The sequence below is a fragment of the Nonomuraea sp. NPDC003560 genome (genome assembly GCF_042878785.1).
Lineage (GTDB): Bacteria > Actinomycetota > Actinomycetes > Streptosporangiales > Streptosporangiaceae > Nonomuraea.
Genome location: NZ_JBIAOF010000005.1, coordinates 418,144 through 436,297, shown reverse-complemented (window position 1 = coordinate 436,297; position 18,154 = coordinate 418,144). Strand labels below are relative to the sequence as shown.

Genomic DNA, 18,154 nt, shown 5'->3' with positions numbered 1-18,154 from the left:
CGTGCGTACGGTGGCGTCTGCAGGGAGTTCCTGACTCGCTGTCAAGGAACTCTTGGCGGAAATTGGTCTGTGTGGTTATCAGATCGGTGACGACATCGGCGTTGTCACCACCCGCGCATCCGCGACCGCACACACTGGCGATGTGAGCGCCGGGCTTCGGCGGTCACTGGTGCAGGGTTCAAGACAGGATGGGCAACGACTGTGATCCGCTGGCGTGATCCACGGGCGCCGCTGGCCGCCGCAGGGGCGGCCGGAGTGGTGGCGTTCGCCGCCGCGCTCCTCGCGGGCGGGCCGGCCGTGCTGACCGGCGCTGTGGCGGGAGGCGTGGCGGCCCTGGTCGCCGCCGCCTCGCTGCTGGTGGCCTCGGTCAGGTCGGCCGAACATCGCTCGATGGCGATGGCCGCGCGCTGGATGGGCGGCGGCGCCGTCGTGTGGCTCGCCGGCGTGGCGCTCCGCGCGGTCGCCACCAGCTTCGTCGTCAGCTTCGCCGATCTGTTCGTCCTGCTCGGCACTGTGATCATCGCGGGCGGCGCGCTGATCGCCGCCGACCGCAGGTTCCCGGCCAAGGTCGTGTTACGGCATCTCACGGACGCGTACCTGTGCGCGGCCTCGCTCTTCCTCATCGGCTGGGTGGTGGCGCTGCGCCACTACTACGAGGACGCGGGCGACGCGCCCACGTTCACGTTCGCCATGGTGCCGCCGATGATCGCGTTGCTCGTCACCTGCGGGGTGATCCCCTCGGTGCTCACCAGCCGGGCCGGTTCCTGGCTGCTCGGCCTGGCCGGGGTGGGCGTGCTGGCCACCATGACCGTCGGCGGCCTGTCGGCCGCCATGGCCCGCCTGGCCGGCGACCCGCCGCCCATGTGGACCGTCATGCTCGTGCCCGTCGCGCTGCTGCTGCTGGCCGCCGTGCCCTGGGGGCCGCGGGCGCGGCCGGTCGGCGGTCCCGTCGTGCGCAACGTGGTCGCGATGATGCCGCTCGCGCTCGTCGCCGTGGCCGCCTGCACGCTGCTCGCCCACCTGGCCGGAGCCCGGGCCGCGCAGCCGGTGACCGGCGTCGTGGTGGTCGCGGTCTCCGTGGTGCTGCTCCTGCTGGTACGCCTGTTCGTGCTCTCGGCGGCGTCCATCCGGCTGCGCGGCCTGGTCTCGCTGGGCGAGCGGCAGCTCAGGGAGCTGGCCGAGAGCACCGGCGACGTGGTGCTGCTGTGCGACTACGAGGGCGTCGTCCACGAGATCGGCGCCGGCGTCGAGGTCACCTACGGCTACCCGCCCGAGGAACTGGTCGGCGGCTCGATCTTCGACTACATCCACCCCGAGGACGTCCCGGGCATCCAGGCCGCGATGCGCGCCATGACCACCGACGAGGAGGGCGCCGCGCCGGGCGCCTGCATGATCGCCTGCCGGGTGCGGGCCGCCGACGGCACCTGGCGGCCCACCGAGTCGGTCGCCACCCGCCACATCGGCGGCGACGACCTCATGCTCGTCACCACCCGCGACGTCAGCGACGAGGAGGCCCTGCGCAACCAGGTCGCCCACCTGACCTTCCACGACGGCGTCACCGGGCTGCCCAACCGCGCCTACTTCGAGGAGCGCACCCGCGAGGTGCTGGCCGGCCGCACGTCCGGCAACGTCGCAGTGATCTTCCTCGACCTCGACGGGTTCACCTCGGTCAACGACTCGGTGGGGCACGCCAGCGGCGACTACCTGCTCGGCCAGGCCGCCCGCCGGCTGCGCGGGGCCGTACGCGCCGACGACACGCTGGCCCGGTGGGGCGGCGACGAGTTCGCCGTGCTCGTGGAGACCGGCGGCGACGCCCAGATGGCCGTGGACATGGCCGAGCGCCTGGTACGCGCGGTCTCCCAGGAGCCGTTCCGGGTCGCCGACCGCGACGTGGCGCTGACCGCGAGCGTGGGCGTGGCCTTCACCGAGGACGGCCTGCCCGCCGGCGACCTCATGCGCAACGCCGATGTGGCGATGGCGCGTTCCAAGGAGCTGGGCGGGCGGCGGGTCGAGGTGTTCGCCGCCCAGATGCACGCCGACGTGGTGCGCCGCCTGGAGCTGGCCGCCGACCTGCAGCGGGCGCTCATCGAGCAGCAGTTCGCCATCGAGTACCAGCCCGTGGTCGACCTGGCCACGTCCCGGGTGACCGCGGTCGAGGCGCTGGTGCGGTGGTGGCGCGGCTCGGTGTTCGTGCCGCCGGAGCAGTTCCTCGGCCCGGCCGAGGACACCGGGCTGATCGTGCCGCTGAGCGAGTGGATCCTGCGCGAGGCGTGCCGCGAGGTGGCGTCCTGGCGGGCCTCGTCCTGGGACATCGGGCTGTCGCTCAACCTGTCGGCGCGGCAGATCACCGCGCCCCGCTTCGTCGAGACCGTCGAGCAGGCGCTGGCCGAGAGCGGCCTGCCCGCCTCCGCGCTCACCCTTGAGGTGATCGAGGAGATGCTCGTCGAGGACGCCGAGGAGACCATCAGGCGGCTGTCGGAGCTGCGCGCGCTGGGCGTGCGGCTGGCGATCGACGACTTCGGCACCGGTTACGCCTCGCTGGCCTTCCTCCGGCAGCTCCCGGTCGACATGATCAAGATCGACCCGTCGTTCGTGTCCGGGCTCGGCAGGGACGACACGCTGACCCTGCTCACCCGCACGATCGTGCGGCTCGGCCACGACCTCGGGCTCACCGTGGTGGCCGAGGGCATCGAACGGCCCGAGCAGCTGGAGCTGCTGCGCGAGATGGGCTGCACCAGAGGGCAGGGATTCCTGGTGGCGCGTCCCATGGCGGCCCGCGGCGTGGACAGTCTCATGCGGACGAGTCTCACCGTGTGAGACTCGCGTCCCGCCAAGTTGACATCGGGGCGTTCTGAGCGGCTATGGTGTAAGGCATGCTTCGCAGTGAGATTCTCGTAGTACTTCGCCGGCGCGCAGGCCGATAGCGAAGCACTCCGACCTGCGCGCCGCCCCAGTCCCACCCCCGCCGGTGGGAAGGGGCATTTTTTATGTCCTTAAGTGAGTAGCCACGCAAGGAACGAGCCGATGACCGAACGGATGACAGGTGCACAGGCCCTGGTGAGGGCGCTGGAGCACGTGGGAGTCGACACCGTGTTCGGGATCCCGGGCGGCGCGATTCTGCCCGCCTACGATCCCCTTTACGACTCGACCAAGGTCCGGCACGTGCTTGTACGGCACGAGCAGGGCGCCGGCCACGCGGCCGAGGGTTACGCGCAGGCCACCGGCAAGGTCGGGGTCTGCATGGCGACCAGCGGTCCCGGGGCCACCAACCTGGTGACGCCGATCGCCGACGCCTTCATGGACTCCGTGCCGATCGTGGCGATCACCGGCCAGGTCGCCGCCCCGATGATCGGCACGGACGCGTTCCAGGAAGCCGACATCTCCGGCATCACCATGCCGATCACGAAGCACAACTTCTTGATCACCGATCCCGCGGACATCCCGCGCACGATCATGGAGGCATTCCACATCGCCTCTACCGGCCGTCCGGGGCCGGTGCTGGTGGACATCTCCAAGGACGCGTTGCAGGCCCAGACCACCTTCAGCTGGCCGCCTGTCATGCAGCTGCCGGGCTACCGCCCGGTCACCAGGCCGCACTCCAAGCAGATCCGCGAGGCCGCCAAGCTGATCGCCGAGTCCCAGCGGCCGGTTCTGTACGTCGGCGGCGGCGTGCACAAGGCCGGCGCGTCGGCCGAGCTGCTGCAGCTCGCCGAGCTGACCGGCATCCCGGTCGTCACCACCCTGATGGCCCGTGGCACGTTCCCGGACAGCCACCCCCAGCACATGGGCATGCCGGGCATGCACGGTAGCGTCTCGGCCGTGGGCGCGCTGCAGAGATCCGATCTGATCATCGGGCTGGGCGTGCGCTTCGACGACCGCGTGACCGGCAACCTGGCCTCGTTCGCGCCGCAGGCCAAGGTCGTGCACGCCGACATCGACCCCGCCGAGATCTCCAAGAACCGGCACGCCGACGTGCCCATCGTGGGCGACTGCAAGGAGGTCATCAGCGACCTCGTCGGCGCGATCCAGGCCTCGGGCCAGAAGGGCGACTACACCGACTGGTGGACCGTCCTGAACGGCTACAAGGAGACCTACCCGCTGGGCTACGAGACCTTCGAGGACGGCACGCTGGCCCCCCAGTACGTGATGGAGCGGCTGAGCGCCATCGCCGGGCCTGACGCCTACTACGTGTCCGGGGTCGGCCAGCACCAGATGTGGGCCGCGCAGTTCATCGACTACGAGAACCCCGGGACGTTCATCAACTCCGGCGGCCTCGGCACGATGGGCTTCGCCGTCCCGGCCGCCATGGGCGCGAAGATGGGCCGGCCGGAGGCCACGGTGTGGGCCATCGACGGCGACGGCTGCTTCCAGATGACCAACCAGGAGCTGGCCACCTGCGCCCTGGAGGGCGTGCCGGTCAAGATCGCCGTCATCAACAACGGCAACCTCGGCATGGTCCGCCAGTGGCAGACGCTCTTCTACGAGGAGCGGTACTCCAACACCAACCTGCAGACCGCGCGTCGCATCCCCGACTTCGTCAAGCTGGCGGAGGCCTATGGTTGTGTGGGCCTCAGGTGCGAGCGCGCCGAGGACGTCGACGCGACCATCAGGAAGGCCATGGAGATCAACGACGTGCCGGTCGTGATCGACTTCGTCGTCCACCAGGACGCCATGGTCTGGCCCATGGTCGCGGCCGGCACCAGCAACGACGACATCAAGATCGCCCGTGACATGGCGCCGAAGTGGGAGAACGAGGATGAGTAGGAGCGAACCCGACGCACTGAGTGCAGCGGTCGCGACGAAGGAGCGCCCGCGGAGCGAAGGAGGAGCGGTGAGCGACCAATGAGCAGACACACGCTGTCGGTGCTTGTCGAGAACAAGCCGGGTGTTCTCGCTCGGGTCTCCGCGCTGTTCAGCAGGCGGGGGTTCAACATCGACTCGCTCGCCGTCGGGCCCACCGAGCACGACGACATCTCGCGCATCACGATCGTGGTGAGCGTGGAGGAGCTGCCCCTTGAACAGGTCACCAAGCAGCTCAACAAGCTGGTCAACGTCCTGAAGATCGTCGAACTGGACCCGTCACAGTCGGTCCAGCGCGAACTCATGCTGATCAAGGTCAAGGCGGACGCCGAGAACCGGTCGCACGTCCTCGAACTCGTCAACCTCTTCCGTGCCCGCTGCGTGGACGTCGCGGCCGACGCGGTGACCATAGAGGTCACCGGCACTCCCGACAAGCTTGAGGCCTTCGTCAAGGTCCTTGAGCCGTTCGGGATCAAAGAACTCGTTCAGTCGGGCATGGTGGCCATCGGCCGCGGCGCCCGTTCCATCACAGACCGGTCCCTCAGGGCACTGGACCGTACCGCCTGAAAGGTTTTATTCAAGTGACCGAGATCTACTACGACGACCAGGCCGACCTGTCGATCATCCAGGGGCGTCACGTGGCCGTGCTGGGGTACGGCAGCCAGGGCCACGCCCACGCGCTCTCCCTGCGTGACTCCGGCGTCGACGTGCGCGTCGGCCTTCCCGAGGGCTCCAAGAGCCGCGAGAAGGCGGAGAACGACGGGCTGCGGGTCGTCACCCCGGCCGAGGCGGTGGAGGAGGCCAACCTCACCATGATCCTCGCGCCGGACCACATCCAGCGCCACCTGTACGCCGAGCACGTCGCCCCCAACCTCGTCGAGGGCGACGCGCTCTTCTTCGGCCACGGCCTCAACATCCGCTACGGCCTCATCGAGGCGCCCGAGGGCGTCGACGTCTGCATGGTCGCCCCGAAGGGCCCGGGCCACCTGGTCCGCCGCCAGTTCGAGGCCGGCCGCGGCGTCCCGTGTCTCGTCGCGGTCGAGAAGGACGCCTCCGGCAAGGCCCTCGACCTGGCGCTGTCGTACGCCAAGGGCATCGGCGGCACCCGCGCCGGCGCGCTGCGCACCACCTTCACCGAGGAGACCGAGACCGACCTGTTCGGCGAGCAGGCCGTGCTGTGCGGCGGCGTCTCCGAGCTGATCAAGGCGGGCTTCGAGACCCTCATCGAGGCCGGCTACCAGCCCGAGGTCGCCTACTTCGAGTGCCTCCACGAGATGAAGCTCATCGTCGACCTCATGTACGAGGGCGGCATCTCCAAGATGTACTGGTCGGTCTCCGACACCGCCGAGTACGGCGGCTACACCCGCGGCCCGCGCGTCATCACCGACGAGACCCGCCAGGAGATGCGCCGCATCCTCGGCGAGATCCAGGACGGCACCTTCGCCCGGCAGCTCGTCGAGGAGTTCGACGGCGGCCAGAAGGAGTTCACGCGTCACCGCGAGGAGCTGGCCGAGAACCCGATCGAGAAGACGGGCGCGAAGCTGCGTCCGATGATGAGCTGGCTGAAGGGCTGACCTTTCGCCGTACGTCGCCCGCCTGCTGCACGGTCAGCGGGCGGGCGATGCTTTTCGCCCGTTTTCCGGGGTTCCCTGGCGAGGCGATGGCATGATGCCGGGATGCCTTTCGATCACAACGATCACTACCACCCGGCGATGGCACGGCTCGTGCCCGAGGGGGCCCGGAGGGCGCTCGACGTCGGCTGCGGCACCGGGCGGTTCGCGCGGCGGCTGGCGGGTCTCGGGATCGAGGTCGACGCGGTGGACCCGGCGCCCGAGGTGATCGAGGCCGCCTCGTCGGCGCCGGTGAGCGGGGTGCGGTTCCTGTGCGCCGACGTCACGCGCATGGAGCTGCCCGCGGGGCGCTACGACTACATCTCCTGCCTGGCCAGCCTGCACCACATGCCGTTCGGGACCGTGGCCGCCTTCCGGGACGCGCTGGCGCCCGGCGGGGTGCTGGCCGTCCTCGGGTGCTACGCGGAGCGGACGGCCGCCGACTTCGCGTGGAGCCTGGCCGCCATACCGGTGAACGCGGCGGCCCGGGTGGTGGTGGCGGCGGGGGAGCGCGTGGGCGGGGCGCGTGCCGGGTCCGTGCCCGCGCCGGTGCGGCCGCCGGACATGTCCTTCGCTGAGGTACGGCGGGAAGCGGCGTCCCTGCTGCCCGGCTTCTCCCTGCGTCGGCTGCTCTTCTGGCGCTACCTCCTGACCTACCGCAAACCCGCCACGTAGGGTCATCCGGGCTGACCTATCGCCAGGCGCGCCCCCTCCGGGGGGCGGCGCTCACCTGCCGCAAAGCGCCCGCCTTCCCGCTACAGGGCTGACCGGCCGCGTGGGCGCGGTCCTGCGCGGTGGGTCGCGGTGAGGGCCCAGGCGGCGGTGGCCGCCGCGACCGTGGCCGGGGCGATGAACGGGGTGACGGCGGCGTGCACGCGCAGCGCCGAAGCCGCGACGACGGCGCCCGAGAGCACGCAGAGCACCACACCCAGCGGGCGCAGCACCCCCGAGCGCGGGCCGACCGCCCGGCCCGCCAGGCTGGTCAGCGTGCCCGTGACGTAGGTCGTGGACAGCCCGGGGCCGCCCGCCCAGCGCGTGACCGCGCTCTGCAGGCCCATCGCCGTCCCCGAGGCGGCGATCAGCGCCGGATGCGGCAGCACGCGCGCCGCCCATCCGGCCGCCACCACCACCAGCAGCGCCAGCTCCGCGAGCAGCACCACCAGCGGCCGCACGGGCACCCCGATCGGCGCCCCCACCGGCCCTCGCGCCGACCCCTCCGGGGGCTCCCGCTCCAGCGGGGGAGCGCGTCCTGCGGGGGTGGTGCCGCCCAGCAGGGTGAAGCCGATCGTCAAACCCAGGCAGAACGTGGTCAGGGCGATTCCCGAGCGGATGACGTGCGAGGTGTCGCCGGTGCCGAGCGCCAGGCCGAGCAGGACGACGTTGCCGGTCATGTTCGCGGTGAACACCTGTCCGAGCGCGAGAAAGCTCAGCGCGTCGACGGCCCCTGCCGCGAGCGCCAGAGCGAGCATGGAGAACCGTCCGAAACGCATACTCTGAGCACTATAATAATTACTCTGGGTGATTAGTCAACAGGGTGGCGGGACAGCTGCGAGCTTCCGGGAAGCGTGATAATAATACCGGTATAGTTATCGCGCCAAGGGCTGGGAGGCCGCTGTGATCACGCTCAAGACCGCCGGGGAGATCGACGCCATGCGGGAGGCGGGCCGTGTCGTGGCCAACGTGCACGCCGCCGTCAAGGAGCGGGCCGCCGCCGGGGTGTCGCTGCTGCAGCTCGACGAGGTGGCCCGCGAGGTCATGCACGCGGCCGGGGCGCGGTCGTCGTTCCTCGGCTACCACCCGTCGTTCGGGGCCATGCCGTACCCGGGGGTGGTGTGCACGTCCGTGAACGGGGTCATGCTGCACGGGTTGCCCACGCCGTACCGGCTGCGCGAGGGCGACGTGCTGAGCGTGGACTTCGGCGCGCACGTCGACGGCTGGCACGCCGACGGCGCGGTCACCTTCACCATCGGGCCCGGCCGCGCCGAGGACCTCAAGCTCATCCGGGTGGCCGAGGAGACGCTGGCGGCGGGCATCGCGGCCGCCGTGCCGGGCGGCCGGATGGGCGACATCGGGCACGCGATGTCGCTGGTCGGCCGCGGCGCCGGCTATGGCATGCAGAACGACTTCGGCGGCCACGGCATCGGCCGGGCCATGCACGAGTCGCCGTTCGTGCCCAACGAGGCCCGCCCCGGACGCGGCCTGCGGCTGCGCCCCGGACTGGTGATCGCCATCGAGCCGAGCCTGATGGCGGGCGGCGACGACGAGTACGTCATGGCCGAGGACGGGTGGTCGGTGTGCTCCGGCGACGGCAGCAGGAGTGCCCACGTCGAGCACACGGTGGCCATCACCGCGGACGGCCCGGTGGTTCTCACCCTCCCCTGACGCCTCCCGTCAGCGCGCGGTCACGGCCGGACCGGATATTCCTCTGCTGCGTACACCGATCGGTCAAGAACGGCGAGCTGTGGCACCCCTTCCCCCAAGCCGCGTATTTGTGCAGGTAAAGACAGAAATAGCGGCGTTTGTTGAAAGAGGGCCTAGGGCAAATCTCCTCCCGATAGCTACGGAGAGTAGTCGATAGGTATCAAGGAGAATCGATATGTTCAGACAAGGGCTCATCCTGGCCGGGCTCGTCGGCGGGATGGTCATGGTCGGCGGCTCCGCTCTAGCGGCGACCCCTCACATGGCCTTCGTCCCTCACTCCGACGAGGACCCGGGCCGGGTTCTCTTCGTCTGCGGTGACGAGAACATCTTCGCCCGTGGCGAGGTCGACAACAGCACCAGCGGCGTGCTCGTCCTCGAGACCGGCGACATCCTGAGCCAGATCCTCGGCATCAAGAGCAAAGACACGAAGTGCGCCGTCAGCTGAAGTAATTCCTCAGCGGCTGAACTGCACGACTAAGGGGCCTGTCCACCGGGACAGGCCCCTTTGTCGTGTCCTTTTCCGGGTCCAGCGCGAAGGCCGAAGGGCCGCGCTCTGCCGGAGAGGGGCGGGCCCGGCCGCGGTCCGGTGTGCGGGGGGACGTGCGGCGCGGGCCCGCCGGGAGGGGAGCGTGCCGGGCATGCGGTGGGACGACCGGCTTGGGGGTGGGGGCCGGCGACGGCCCGGCGCTCCCGGGGTCAGGGGTTCGCCACGGCGTTGAGTCCGCATTCTGGCGTGCCCATGTCGGCTATGTAGTGAAAATGCGGACTATATCTGAGGCTCCAGGTGATCGGATCGTGATGACCATCCTGTCGGGCCGGGTGCACCGCGGCGGCCCACCGGGCATCCGGAGGCCGCCGGGGCGTTCATTGGTTCGTCAGCACTGGGCCGGCTTCAGCCACGAGCACTCCAGGTCGCCCGCCGTGCCCTGGTCGGCGGCCTTGAGCTGGGCGGTGACGTCGGTCGCCGTCGCCCGCGAGAACTGCGCGAGCCGTACGGCGATCTTGTCCTCGATGTCCTTCGGCGAGCCGGACAGGTACTGGTTCAGCATGATCGAGAAGACCAGCGGCTCGCCCTCGGCGCTGGTCACGTAGCCGGACAGCGAGGTCACGCCGGTCAGCGAGCCCGTCTTGGCGTGCACGTTGTTCGCCGCGGGGGTGTTCCGCATCCGGCTGCGCAGCGTGCCGCCGGTGAGACGGTCGGCGTTGCCGGCGATGGGCAGGGCCTCGTACCAGGTGCTGAACCACGGCTTGGTCCGTACGGCGGTCAGGAGCTGGACGATCGAGCCCGGCGAGAAGCCGTCGCGGCGCGACAGGCCCGAGCCGTCCCGCATGTTGATCACCTGGACGCCGTTGGCCTTCGCGAAGTCCGTGGCGACCTTCAGCCCGGCCGACCAGGTGCCCTGGTTCGCGGCCTTGCGGCCCATGGCCTTGGTGAGGATCTCGGCGTGCATGTTGTTGCTCAGCTTCAGGAACGGCACCAGCAGCTCGCTCAGAGGCATCGAGTCGTGCCTGGCCAGCTCGGCCGCCCCGGCGGGAGCCGCGCCCGTCGCCGTCGGGCCGAGCACCCGTACGCCGTGCGCGGCCAGCGCCTTGCGGAACAGCGAGGACACGTAGGCCGTGGGGTCGTCCACCGCGACCCACTCCTGGTACGGGTCGGCGACCGTGCCGGTGATCACGACCGTCCGCGTGCCGTGCTGCCGCTCGATGAGGACGTCGGTCTCGGCGCCCACGGTGGCCTTGTTGACGATCTTCAGGTAGTCGGTCGCCGGGGTCGTCGAGACCTTGACCTGGCCCGCGTCCGCCTCGACCGAGACGATCACCGAGCCGGCGTCGTAGTCGCGGTCGGGGGAGGCGGTCAGCGCGGAGATCGGCGCCGCGTAGTAGGCGGTCTCGTCGTCCCAGGCCCAGTCGGTGCCGAGCCGCTGGCCGTCGAACCAGGTGTCGTCGGCGATCAGCTTGCCCGTGACGACCTTGACGCCGGCCGCCGCGACCTTGGCCGCCAGCGCGTCGTAGTCCTCGGCGAGCATGGTCGGGTCGCCGGTGCCGCGCAGCACGAGGTCGCCGGTGAGCACCGAGCCGGCCTTGCGGCCGGCGTTCAGCACGGTGGTCGGGAAGCGGTAGTCCAGGCCGAGCGTCTCCACCGCCGCCGCCGAGGTGAACAGCTTGGTGTTGGACGCCGGGGTCAGCAGCTTGCCGGCGTCGGTGGCGTAGAGCTGCTCGCCGTTCGCGGCGCTCTTCACGACGACGCCCGCCCTGGCGATCGTGAGCCGGGAGTCGCCGAGGATCTGGTTGATGTCCTGGGTCAGGTCGGCCACGCCGGGCGAGGGGTCGAGGGCGACCGCCGGTGTGGAGGGGCCGGACGCCCACGCGAGTGCCGCGACGAGCGTGCCCGCGAGGAGGGAGGCTGAGGTGCGCCGCATGTGGTCTCCAAGGGACTGGGGGATCGCATGTGAGCATGAATCAGCGCAGTCGCCGTGTAATCCGCAAATATCCGTATTTCTGAAGCCGGCTCGGCGCGGGGCCCGGAGAAGGGGCGGGGGTCAGGCGGAGGGTTGGCCGGAGGCGAGGAGGAAGCCGCAGTCGCCGAAGGAGATCTCGTCGCCCGACTTGACCCGGACGGGCCCCACCAGCCGCCACCCGTTGAGCCGGGTGCCGTTGAGCGAGCCGAGATCGACCAGCAGCCAGCCGCCGTCGCCCTCCCGCCGCAGCTCGGCGTGCACGCGCGACACCGTCAGGTCCGACAGGACGAGGTCGCAGGCCGACCCCCGGCCCACGACGTAACGCAGCCGGTCGTCGTTGGGCAGCGCCAGCCGGGGCAGCCGCGGCCGCCGCCAGGCCGCCTGCAGCCGGGTGGTGAGTTCCGACACCGACGAGACCGCGTCCGTCAGCCGCTGCCTGATCGTGGGCCGGCGCGGCAGGTCGGCGACCAGTTCGTCGAGCTCGTGCTGGTTGCGCGCCCGCAGCGCCTGGTCGACCCGGCCGACGAAGGTGTCGTGGGAGATCCGGCCCTCCACGGCCCGGTGCTTGAGCTCGTCGATCGCGCGGTCGCGTTCCCCGTCGGAGGCGCGGAACGGCGGTTGGGTGGAGCTCATGTCCCGAGTATCGGCCTGAACGGCGTTCCGTGTCCAGAATACGCGGATCAGTTGCGATGGCCATACTCAGTATGCATACTCAGTATCCATGTCGATCAGACACGGACTGCTCGCCCTGCTGAGCAGCGCACCGCGTTACGGCTATCAGCTCCGGGTGGAGTTCGAGGCGTCGACGGGGGCGACCTGGCCGCTCAACATCGGCCAGGTCTACACGACGCTCGCCCGCCTGGAACGTGACGGCCTGGTGGCGCCGGGTGGAGCCGACGAGCAGGGCAGGGCCGTCTACACGATCACCGAGGCCGGTCGGGAGGAACTGGAGCGATGGTTCAGCACCCCCGTCGACCACTCCGACCGGCCTCGGGACGAACTCGCCATCAAGATCGCGATGGCCGTCGCCGCCACCGACGTGGACGTGGGCGCGGTCATCCTGGCCCAGCGAATGGCGACCATGCGCACGCTCCAGGACCTGACCAGGGCCAAGAGGGCCGCCGGTGACGGCCTTGCCCAGCGGCTCGTCCTGGAATCGATGATCTTCAAGGCCGAGGCCGAGCAGCGCTGGCTCGACCACTGCGAGGCCGTTGTCAAGGAGAAGAACCAATGACTGTGGTGGAGCTGCGGGACGTGACCCGCGAGCACGGCCAGGTGCACGCCCTGCGCGGCGTGAGCCTGGAGGTGGCACAAGGGGAGCTCGTCGCGGTCATGGGCCCGTCGGGCTCGGGGAAGTCGACGCTGCTCAACCTGGCCGGCGGCCTCGACCGGCCCACGTCGGGCACGGTCCTGATCGAGGGCCGCGACCTGGCCGGGGTCCGCGACTTGGCCGCGCTGCGACGCGGCAGCGTCGGGTACGTCTTCCAGGACCTCAACCTGATCCCGTCCCTGACGGCCGCCGAGAACGTGATGCTGCCCAGGGAACTGGACGGCGTACGCGCCGGCCAGGCCCGCCGGGAGGCGCTGGCCGTCCTGGCCGACGTGGGCGTCGACCAGATCGCCGACCGGTTTCCCGAGGAGCTGTCCGGCGGCCAGCGTCAGCGCGTGGCCATCGCCAGGGCGCTGGTCGGCGAACGGCGGCTGCTGCTGGCCGACGAGCCGACCGGCGCGCTCGACACGGCCACCGGCGACGAGATCCTGCACCTGCTGCGCAACCGCTGCGACGAGGGCGCGGCGGTGCTGCTGGTCACCCACGAGCCGCGCTACGCGGCCTGGGCGGACCGGGTGGTCTACCTGCGGGACGGCCTGATCGCCGAGGCGTCGGCGGGGCGGATGGAGAGCTCGCGATGAGCGCCTTCCTCGCCGCCCTGCGCATCTCCCGCAGGGACGCGTCGCGCTTCAAGGGCCGCAGCGCCCTGATCATGGTGATGATCGGCCTGCCCGTCCTGGTGATCACGGCGGTGCTCACCGGCGCCGCCACGACCAGCGTCACCCCGAAGGAGCGGGTGGTCACGCACTTAGGGGCGGCCGACGCCCGCCTGCTCACCTTCCCGTACCGCACCCCGGTCCGGCAGGACTACAGCGGCGACTCCGCGTACCAGCCGAAGAGCGGCACCTCACAGCGGCCGTGGACCCCCGCGGAGATCAACACGCTGCTCCCCGGCCGCCTGCTGCGCTTCCAGACGAGCCCGGCCAACGTCCGGCTGCCCGACGGCTTCAACCAGGCGGACGTCGTGGAGATCGATCTGCGCGACCCCATGACGGCCGGGATGCGCACCCTGAAGCAGGGCCGCTACGCCGCCGCGCCCGGCGAGGTGGCGATCTCGCCGAAGATGGCCGACCTGGGCGTCCGGGTGGGCGACACGCTCACCGTGCGGCGGCCGGACCGCACCGTGAAGGTGGTCGGCGTCGCCGAGAACCCCAACCGGCCCGGCATCCTGGAACTGCTGGCCCTGCCCGAAGGGGTGCTCGTCCACCAGAACGACGGCAACAGCAGCGGCTGGCTGGTCGACACCGCCGGTCCGGTCATGCGGTCGAAGGTGTCGCAGCTCAATGACGCGGGCCTCGGCGTCACCTCCCGCGCGGTGCTCGACGCCCACAAGGACGACGGCTCCCGCGGGAACCCGAATGACACCCGCGACCTGGTCCAGCTCGGCGTGGTGATCGTGTTCGTCGTCATGGAGACCGTGCTGCTGGCCGGGCCGGCGTTCGCGGTGGGGCTGCGGCGGCGGCGCAGGGAGCTGGCGGTGATCTCCGCACAGGGCGGGTCGCCCCGGCACCTGCGCATGATCGTGCTGGCCGACGGCCTGGTGCTCGGCGGTGCGGCGGCCGTGCTCGGGGTCGTCCTGGGCATCGGTCCCGGCCTGCTCGTGGAGTCGATCGCGGCCAGGGAGCTGGACTGGTCGCACGGGCCGGCCGACGTGCCGTGGCTGCCGGTGCTCGGCGTGGCGGCGCTCGGCCTGGTCAGCGGGCTGATCGCGGCGATCGTGCCCGCGGTGCAGGCGAGCCGGCAGAACACCGCGCAGGTCCTGGCCGGCCGGGCCGCCGAGGTCCGCGGGCGCGCCCGGCGCCCTCTGCTCGGGGTCGTGCTGGTGACGGCCGGGCTGGGCGCGATCGGATACGCCATGACCAGGGGTCAGGTGACGATGATCGCGGCCTTCGTGCCGTTCGTGTTCGGCATGGTGGCGTTGATGCCGTGGCTGGTCCAGGCCACCTCGCGGATCGCCGCCCGGCTGCCGCTCCCGCTGCGCCTGTCCGTGCGCGACGCCGCGCGCCACCGCGTCCGTACGGCCTCGGCCACCGCCGCGGTCATGGCGGCGACCATGGGGGCGGTCGCGATCGGCATCGGCAGCAGCAGCGCGTACGCCCAGCAGGAGGAGCAGAGCGTCACGGTGCTCCCGCTGGGCACCACGGTGATCGGCGGCGCCACGAAGATGGACGGCCAGGCGTGGGCCCGGCTGAAGGACGCCGTCCGCGTCCGCTTCCCCGGCACCGACGTCGTCACCGGGCACGAGGCGACGGACGCCAAGGGCAGGGACCTCTGGCTGACCGTGCCGCGGACGTGCGAGCCGGCATGCGCGCAGCGGTTCTACGACCGCCCGCCGATCGGCGGCGCGGACCTGCTCGCCTTCCTCCAGAAGCGCCGGGACCCGCAGGCGGCCGCCGCGCTGGCGGCGGGCAAGGCCGTGGCGTTCAGCACGGACGTGGTGCGCGACGGCACGATCGAGCTGACCGTGAGCGACTGGGACTCCGACACCGTCAAGGAGCGCAAGCGGATCCGGATCCCTGCCGTGGTGTCGAGCGGCGCCGAGCCCCGGCAGGCAGGCGCCGTGATCCCGCCGCAGGCGCTGGCCAAGGCCGGGCTCGGCACGGTCGAGCGGCTGCTCTACACCGCGTCCCCGCCGCAGGACGAACGGCGCATGGAGGCCGACCTGCGGGGTGAGGTGAACGGCAACCTGTACCTGAACGTCGAGCGGGGGAAGGCGGAGGACCGCGCCGTCGCCCTGCTGGTGCTGCTCGGCGCGGCGCTGGTCCTGGTGCTCGGGGGCACGTTCGCGGCCACCGGGCTGGCGGCGGCGGACATGCGTCCTGACCTGAACAATCTGTCGGCGGTCGGCGCGGCGCCCCGGGTGCGCAGGCTGGTGGTGGCCGCCCAGGCCGCCTACATCGCGGGCCTGGGCGCGGCGGTCGGCCTCGTCGCCGGCGCGGTGGCCGGTGTCGCGCTGACCTGGCCGATGACCAGGATGGGCTCGGGCGGCATGCACGCGCTGCTGGAGGGGCCGGGCACGATCGACGTCCCCTGGTCGTTCCTGGCCGCGGTCGTGCTGGGCCTGCCGCTGGTCGCGGCTCTGGTAGCCGGGCTGCTCACCCGGACACGCCTGGTGCTGGCCCGTCGGGTGGCCTGAGCCGGTACCGCAGCGTCACCAGCACGGACAGGAAGATGATCAGTGCCGGGACCGCGGTCTGCCCGATGAGGACCGCGGTCACGGCGCTGTCCGGCTGCTGGACGGGCGTGCTCGCGTCGGACTCGACGAACCCGCCGATCGACAGGATGACCCCGAAGATCAGCGCCCCGAACGAGCTGACGCCGCTCTCGATGGCCGTCCACAGCCCGGTCAGCACGCCGGCCCGCCGCTTGCCCGACTCGGCGGCGTCGGCGGCGACCACGTCGGCCAGCATCGAGAACAGCATGAGCTCGACCCCGGCGATGCCGATGCCGACGAGCAGGATGGTCAGGTGGGCGTACAGGGGGCCGAACAGCGGGGTCGCCATGGCCGCCGCCGTGCCGCCGCCGAACAGCAGCGCGGCCAGGATCATCGCGCCGCGCTTGTCGAAGCGCCGGGCCAGCCACACCCACAGCGGCATGGTCAGCAGCATCGGCCCGACCAGCGCGGCGAAGAGCGTCTGCGTGCTCTTCGGCGACCCCAGCGTGTACGACGCGAAGTACGGCGCCGCGGCCAGCATCATGCTGACGGCGAGCATCTGCAGGCAGGCCATGACGGTCAGCCACAGGAACGCCCGGTTGCCCCTGATCGCCGCGAGCTGCTCGCGCCACCCGCCGTGGTCGGCCTCCGGCGCGCCGGTCATGGGGGCGCGGGCGGTGCCGAAGAACGAGCCGAGCATCGAGGCCAGCAGGATGAGGGCGATCGTCAGGCCCATCAGCCGGTAGCTGCCGAGCGTGCCCTCCTCGCCCTGACCAGTGGCGATCATCGGGGCCAGCACGCCGCTGATCGCGGTGGCCGCGCCGATGAAGACCATCCGCCACTGCAGCAGCGAGGTGCGCTCGTGGTAGTCGTCGGTCATCTCGCCGGGCATGGCCTTGTACGGCACCTCGTACAGCGCGTACGCGGTCGCCGTCGCCATGAAGCAGAGCCCGACGTACAGGGCGGCCGGGACCCCGGTCAGCGGCGGCCCGGCGAAGACGAGGAAGAACGCGACGGGCAGCGTCAGCGACCCGGCCAGCAGCCAGGGGCGGCGCGGCCCCATCCGCGAGACGGTCCGGTCCGACCAGCGGCCGACCAGCGGGTTGATGATCAGGTCCCAGACCTTGGGCGCGGTGACCACCACGCCGGCCAGCCACGCGGGCACGGCCAGGAAGTTGGTCATGTAGTAGAGCAGGAGCAGGCCGGGCACGGCGCTGACCGTGGCCGTGCAGAACGAGCCCACGCCGTAGCCGAGGCGCACGCCCCTGGAGACCGAGGGCGCGCTCACCGGCGATGTGATCATGAGGCCCATTCAAGCCGAGCGAGGGCTTGTTCGGTAGGGCCCAGTTTCCCGGGCCCCCACCGACTGATCGCCCGCGTCGGCTACTCGCGCACGTTGGCGCAGACCACGTGCGCGCCGATCTCGATCATCCGGCGCTCGCTGCGCGCGTCGGCGACCCGGGCCATGAGGATCGGCGCGCCGCTGGCCGCGAACTGCGGCAGGCGGGCGCGTACCAGGCGGTGCAGGTCGCGGACGACGTCCTCGGCGGCCGACATGTGCACCTTGACGTGCAGCATGATCCCGGTCGCCCCGGACGCGGTGCCGGCCTCGGAGATCCACACGTGGTGCACGAGCGGGAAGTCGCCCAGCAGTTGCGCGATGGCCTGCCGCAGCGCCGGCAGGATCGGGTGCGTGCACCGGCGGTAGCCGGGGTCCACCTGCTGCATCGGCCCCGACAGGTGGGGCCGGGGCGCGGGGACCCACGGCAGCGCGGGCGCCTGCGGGGTGGGCGGGGCCACCTGCGCCAGCGCGGGCACGCGCGAGACGGTGGCCATGGCGCCGGTCGCGTAGGCGGCGGGCGCCGCCCCCGACAGCACGGGTGTGGGCCCCGAGCGCGTGCCGGTGAGGAAGCGCTGGAGATCGTCGATGGGCACGGCCGCGGCTGCGGGGCCCGCGGCGTCGATCACGATCTCCGGCACGCCGGTGACACGCTGGATGTCCAGGATGGTGTCGGCGTCGCACACCGACAGGGAATGGCTGCCGCGGTGCCTGGCGTAGGTAGCAGGGCTGGTGTACCCGAGCAGAACCCGGTCACCCGCCTGGGTCGTCCCAAGGACGACCGATCGATCTGGTCGCACTGCCACCAGGACTCCACCGTCGGCGAGGGCCGCCAGCAGGCGATGGGGCGTGCCATGCTGTGCGAGCACGTCGGCAAGCGCAGGATTCCCGATGCTCATATGACGAACCATAGGTAGTCGGCCACGGCTTATCAGGCTAATGGCCAATAAATCCCCCGATCAAGACAAAGATGTGTGCAGAGTGGATGACTTTGCTGCCGCCTGGGTACCGGAGCCGCGTCCAGGGCGTCGCGACGCCGAG

General features: G+C 71.2%; 15 protein-coding genes. 10 read left to right on the top strand and 5 right to left on the bottom strand.

Features of this window, described 5'->3' with window-relative positions:
• The first annotated feature begins 201 nt into the window (after window positions 1–201).
• From ACFYUV_RS22695 to ACFYUV_RS22675, 5 genes are all read left to right on the top strand, one after another.
• Window positions 202–2,817 (top strand): sensor domain-containing phosphodiesterase, encoded by a 2,616-nt coding sequence (locus ACFYUV_RS22695; protein ID WP_364330518.1) that lies wholly within the window; start codon window positions 202–204, stop codon window positions 2,815–2,817.
• 180 nt (window positions 2,818–2,997) lie between these two features.
• Window positions 2,998–4,764: an acetolactate synthase large subunit gene (locus tag ACFYUV_RS22690; protein WP_352352214.1), complete on the top strand. Its 1,767-nt coding sequence runs from the start codon at window positions 2,998–3,000 to the stop codon at window positions 4,762–4,764.
• Window positions 4,765–4,842: 78 nt separating this feature from the next.
• Window positions 4,843–5,367 (top strand): acetolactate synthase small subunit, encoded by a 525-nt coding sequence (gene ilvN / locus ACFYUV_RS22685; RefSeq protein ID WP_352318972.1) that lies wholly within the window; start codon window positions 4,843–4,845, stop codon window positions 5,365–5,367.
• 23 nt (window positions 5,368–5,390) lie between these two features.
• Window positions 5,391–6,374, top strand: a complete 984-nt coding sequence (ilvC, locus tag ACFYUV_RS22680) for a ketol-acid reductoisomerase (RefSeq protein WP_352319077.1) — start codon at window positions 5,391–5,393, stop codon at window positions 6,372–6,374.
• Window positions 6,375–6,476: 102 nt separating this feature from the next.
• Window positions 6,477–7,085: a class I SAM-dependent methyltransferase gene (locus ACFYUV_RS22675; RefSeq protein ID WP_387671081.1), complete on the top strand. Its 609-nt coding sequence runs from the start codon at window positions 6,477–6,479 to the stop codon at window positions 7,083–7,085.
• 80 nt (window positions 7,086–7,165) lie between these two features.
• Here the strand turns inward: ACFYUV_RS22675 and ACFYUV_RS22670 are convergent, their stop codons facing one another.
• Window positions 7,166–7,900 carry a YoaK family protein gene (locus ACFYUV_RS22670; RefSeq protein ID WP_387671079.1) on the bottom strand — a complete coding sequence of 245 codons (735 nt, stop codon included), beginning with the start codon at window positions 7,898–7,900 and terminating at the stop codon, window positions 7,166–7,168.
• A 124-nt stretch (window positions 7,901–8,024) separates the two neighbouring features.
• Here ACFYUV_RS22670 and map point away from each other — a divergent pair, with 124 nt between their 5' ends.
• Window positions 8,025–8,792 (top strand): type I methionyl aminopeptidase, encoded by a 768-nt coding sequence (gene map, locus ACFYUV_RS22665; RefSeq protein ID WP_387671077.1) that lies wholly within the window; start codon window positions 8,025–8,027, stop codon window positions 8,790–8,792.
• 214 nt (window positions 8,793–9,006) lie between these two features.
• Complete coding sequence (locus ACFYUV_RS22660) at window positions 9,007–9,276, top strand: hypothetical protein (RefSeq protein WP_352318980.1); 270 nt, start codon at window positions 9,007–9,009, stop codon at window positions 9,274–9,276.
• Between the two features lie 430 nt (window positions 9,277–9,706).
• Here the strand turns inward: ACFYUV_RS22660 and dacB are convergent, their stop codons facing one another.
• Both dacB and ACFYUV_RS22650 read right to left on the bottom strand, forming a co-directional pair.
• Window positions 9,707–11,251, bottom strand: coding sequence for a D-alanyl-D-alanine carboxypeptidase/D-alanyl-D-alanine-endopeptidase (dacB, locus tag ACFYUV_RS22655; RefSeq protein ID WP_387671075.1), 1,545 nt, complete (start codon window positions 11,249–11,251; stop codon window positions 9,707–9,709).
• A gap of 120 nt (window positions 11,252–11,371) precedes the next feature.
• Window positions 11,372–11,923: an FHA domain-containing protein gene (locus ACFYUV_RS22650; RefSeq protein ID WP_387671073.1), complete on the bottom strand. Its 552-nt coding sequence runs from the start codon at window positions 11,921–11,923 to the stop codon at window positions 11,372–11,374.
• Between the two features lie 88 nt (window positions 11,924–12,011).
• On the opposite strand from ACFYUV_RS22650, the gene ACFYUV_RS22645 reads away from it, so the two are divergent.
• From ACFYUV_RS22645 to ACFYUV_RS22635, 3 genes are read left to right on the top strand one after another with little or no spacing between them, the layout of a single operon-like run.
• Window positions 12,012–12,524 carry a helix-turn-helix transcriptional regulator gene (locus tag ACFYUV_RS22645; protein ID WP_352318985.1) on the top strand — a complete coding sequence of 171 codons (513 nt, stop codon included), beginning with the start codon at window positions 12,012–12,014 and terminating at the stop codon, window positions 12,522–12,524.
• On the top strand, window positions 12,521–13,201 hold the full coding sequence (locus ACFYUV_RS22640; protein WP_387671071.1) for an ABC transporter ATP-binding protein: 681 nt from the start codon (window positions 12,521–12,523) through the stop codon (window positions 13,199–13,201). Before ACFYUV_RS22645 ends, ACFYUV_RS22640 begins: the two co-directional genes overlap by 4 nt.
• The gene (locus ACFYUV_RS22635; protein ID WP_387671069.1) at window positions 13,198–15,756 is read left to right on the top strand and encodes an FtsX-like permease family protein; all 2,559 of its coding nucleotides are present in this window, start codon (window positions 13,198–13,200) and stop codon (window positions 15,754–15,756) included. The genes ACFYUV_RS22640 and ACFYUV_RS22635 overlap by 4 nt, the downstream gene beginning before the upstream one ends.
• On the opposite strand, the gene ACFYUV_RS22630 is transcribed toward ACFYUV_RS22635, so the two are convergent.
• Window positions 15,716–17,077, bottom strand: coding sequence for an MFS transporter (locus ACFYUV_RS22630; protein ID WP_387671067.1), 1,362 nt, complete (start codon window positions 17,075–17,077; stop codon window positions 15,716–15,718). The genes ACFYUV_RS22635 and ACFYUV_RS22630 overlap by 41 nt on opposite strands.
• A gap of 80 nt (window positions 17,078–17,157) precedes the next feature.
• Entirely contained in the window at window positions 17,158–17,982 is an 825-nt protein-coding gene (locus ACFYUV_RS22625; protein ID WP_352318993.1) for a hypothetical protein, read from the bottom strand.
• Window positions 17,983–18,154: the final 172 nt, after the last annotated feature.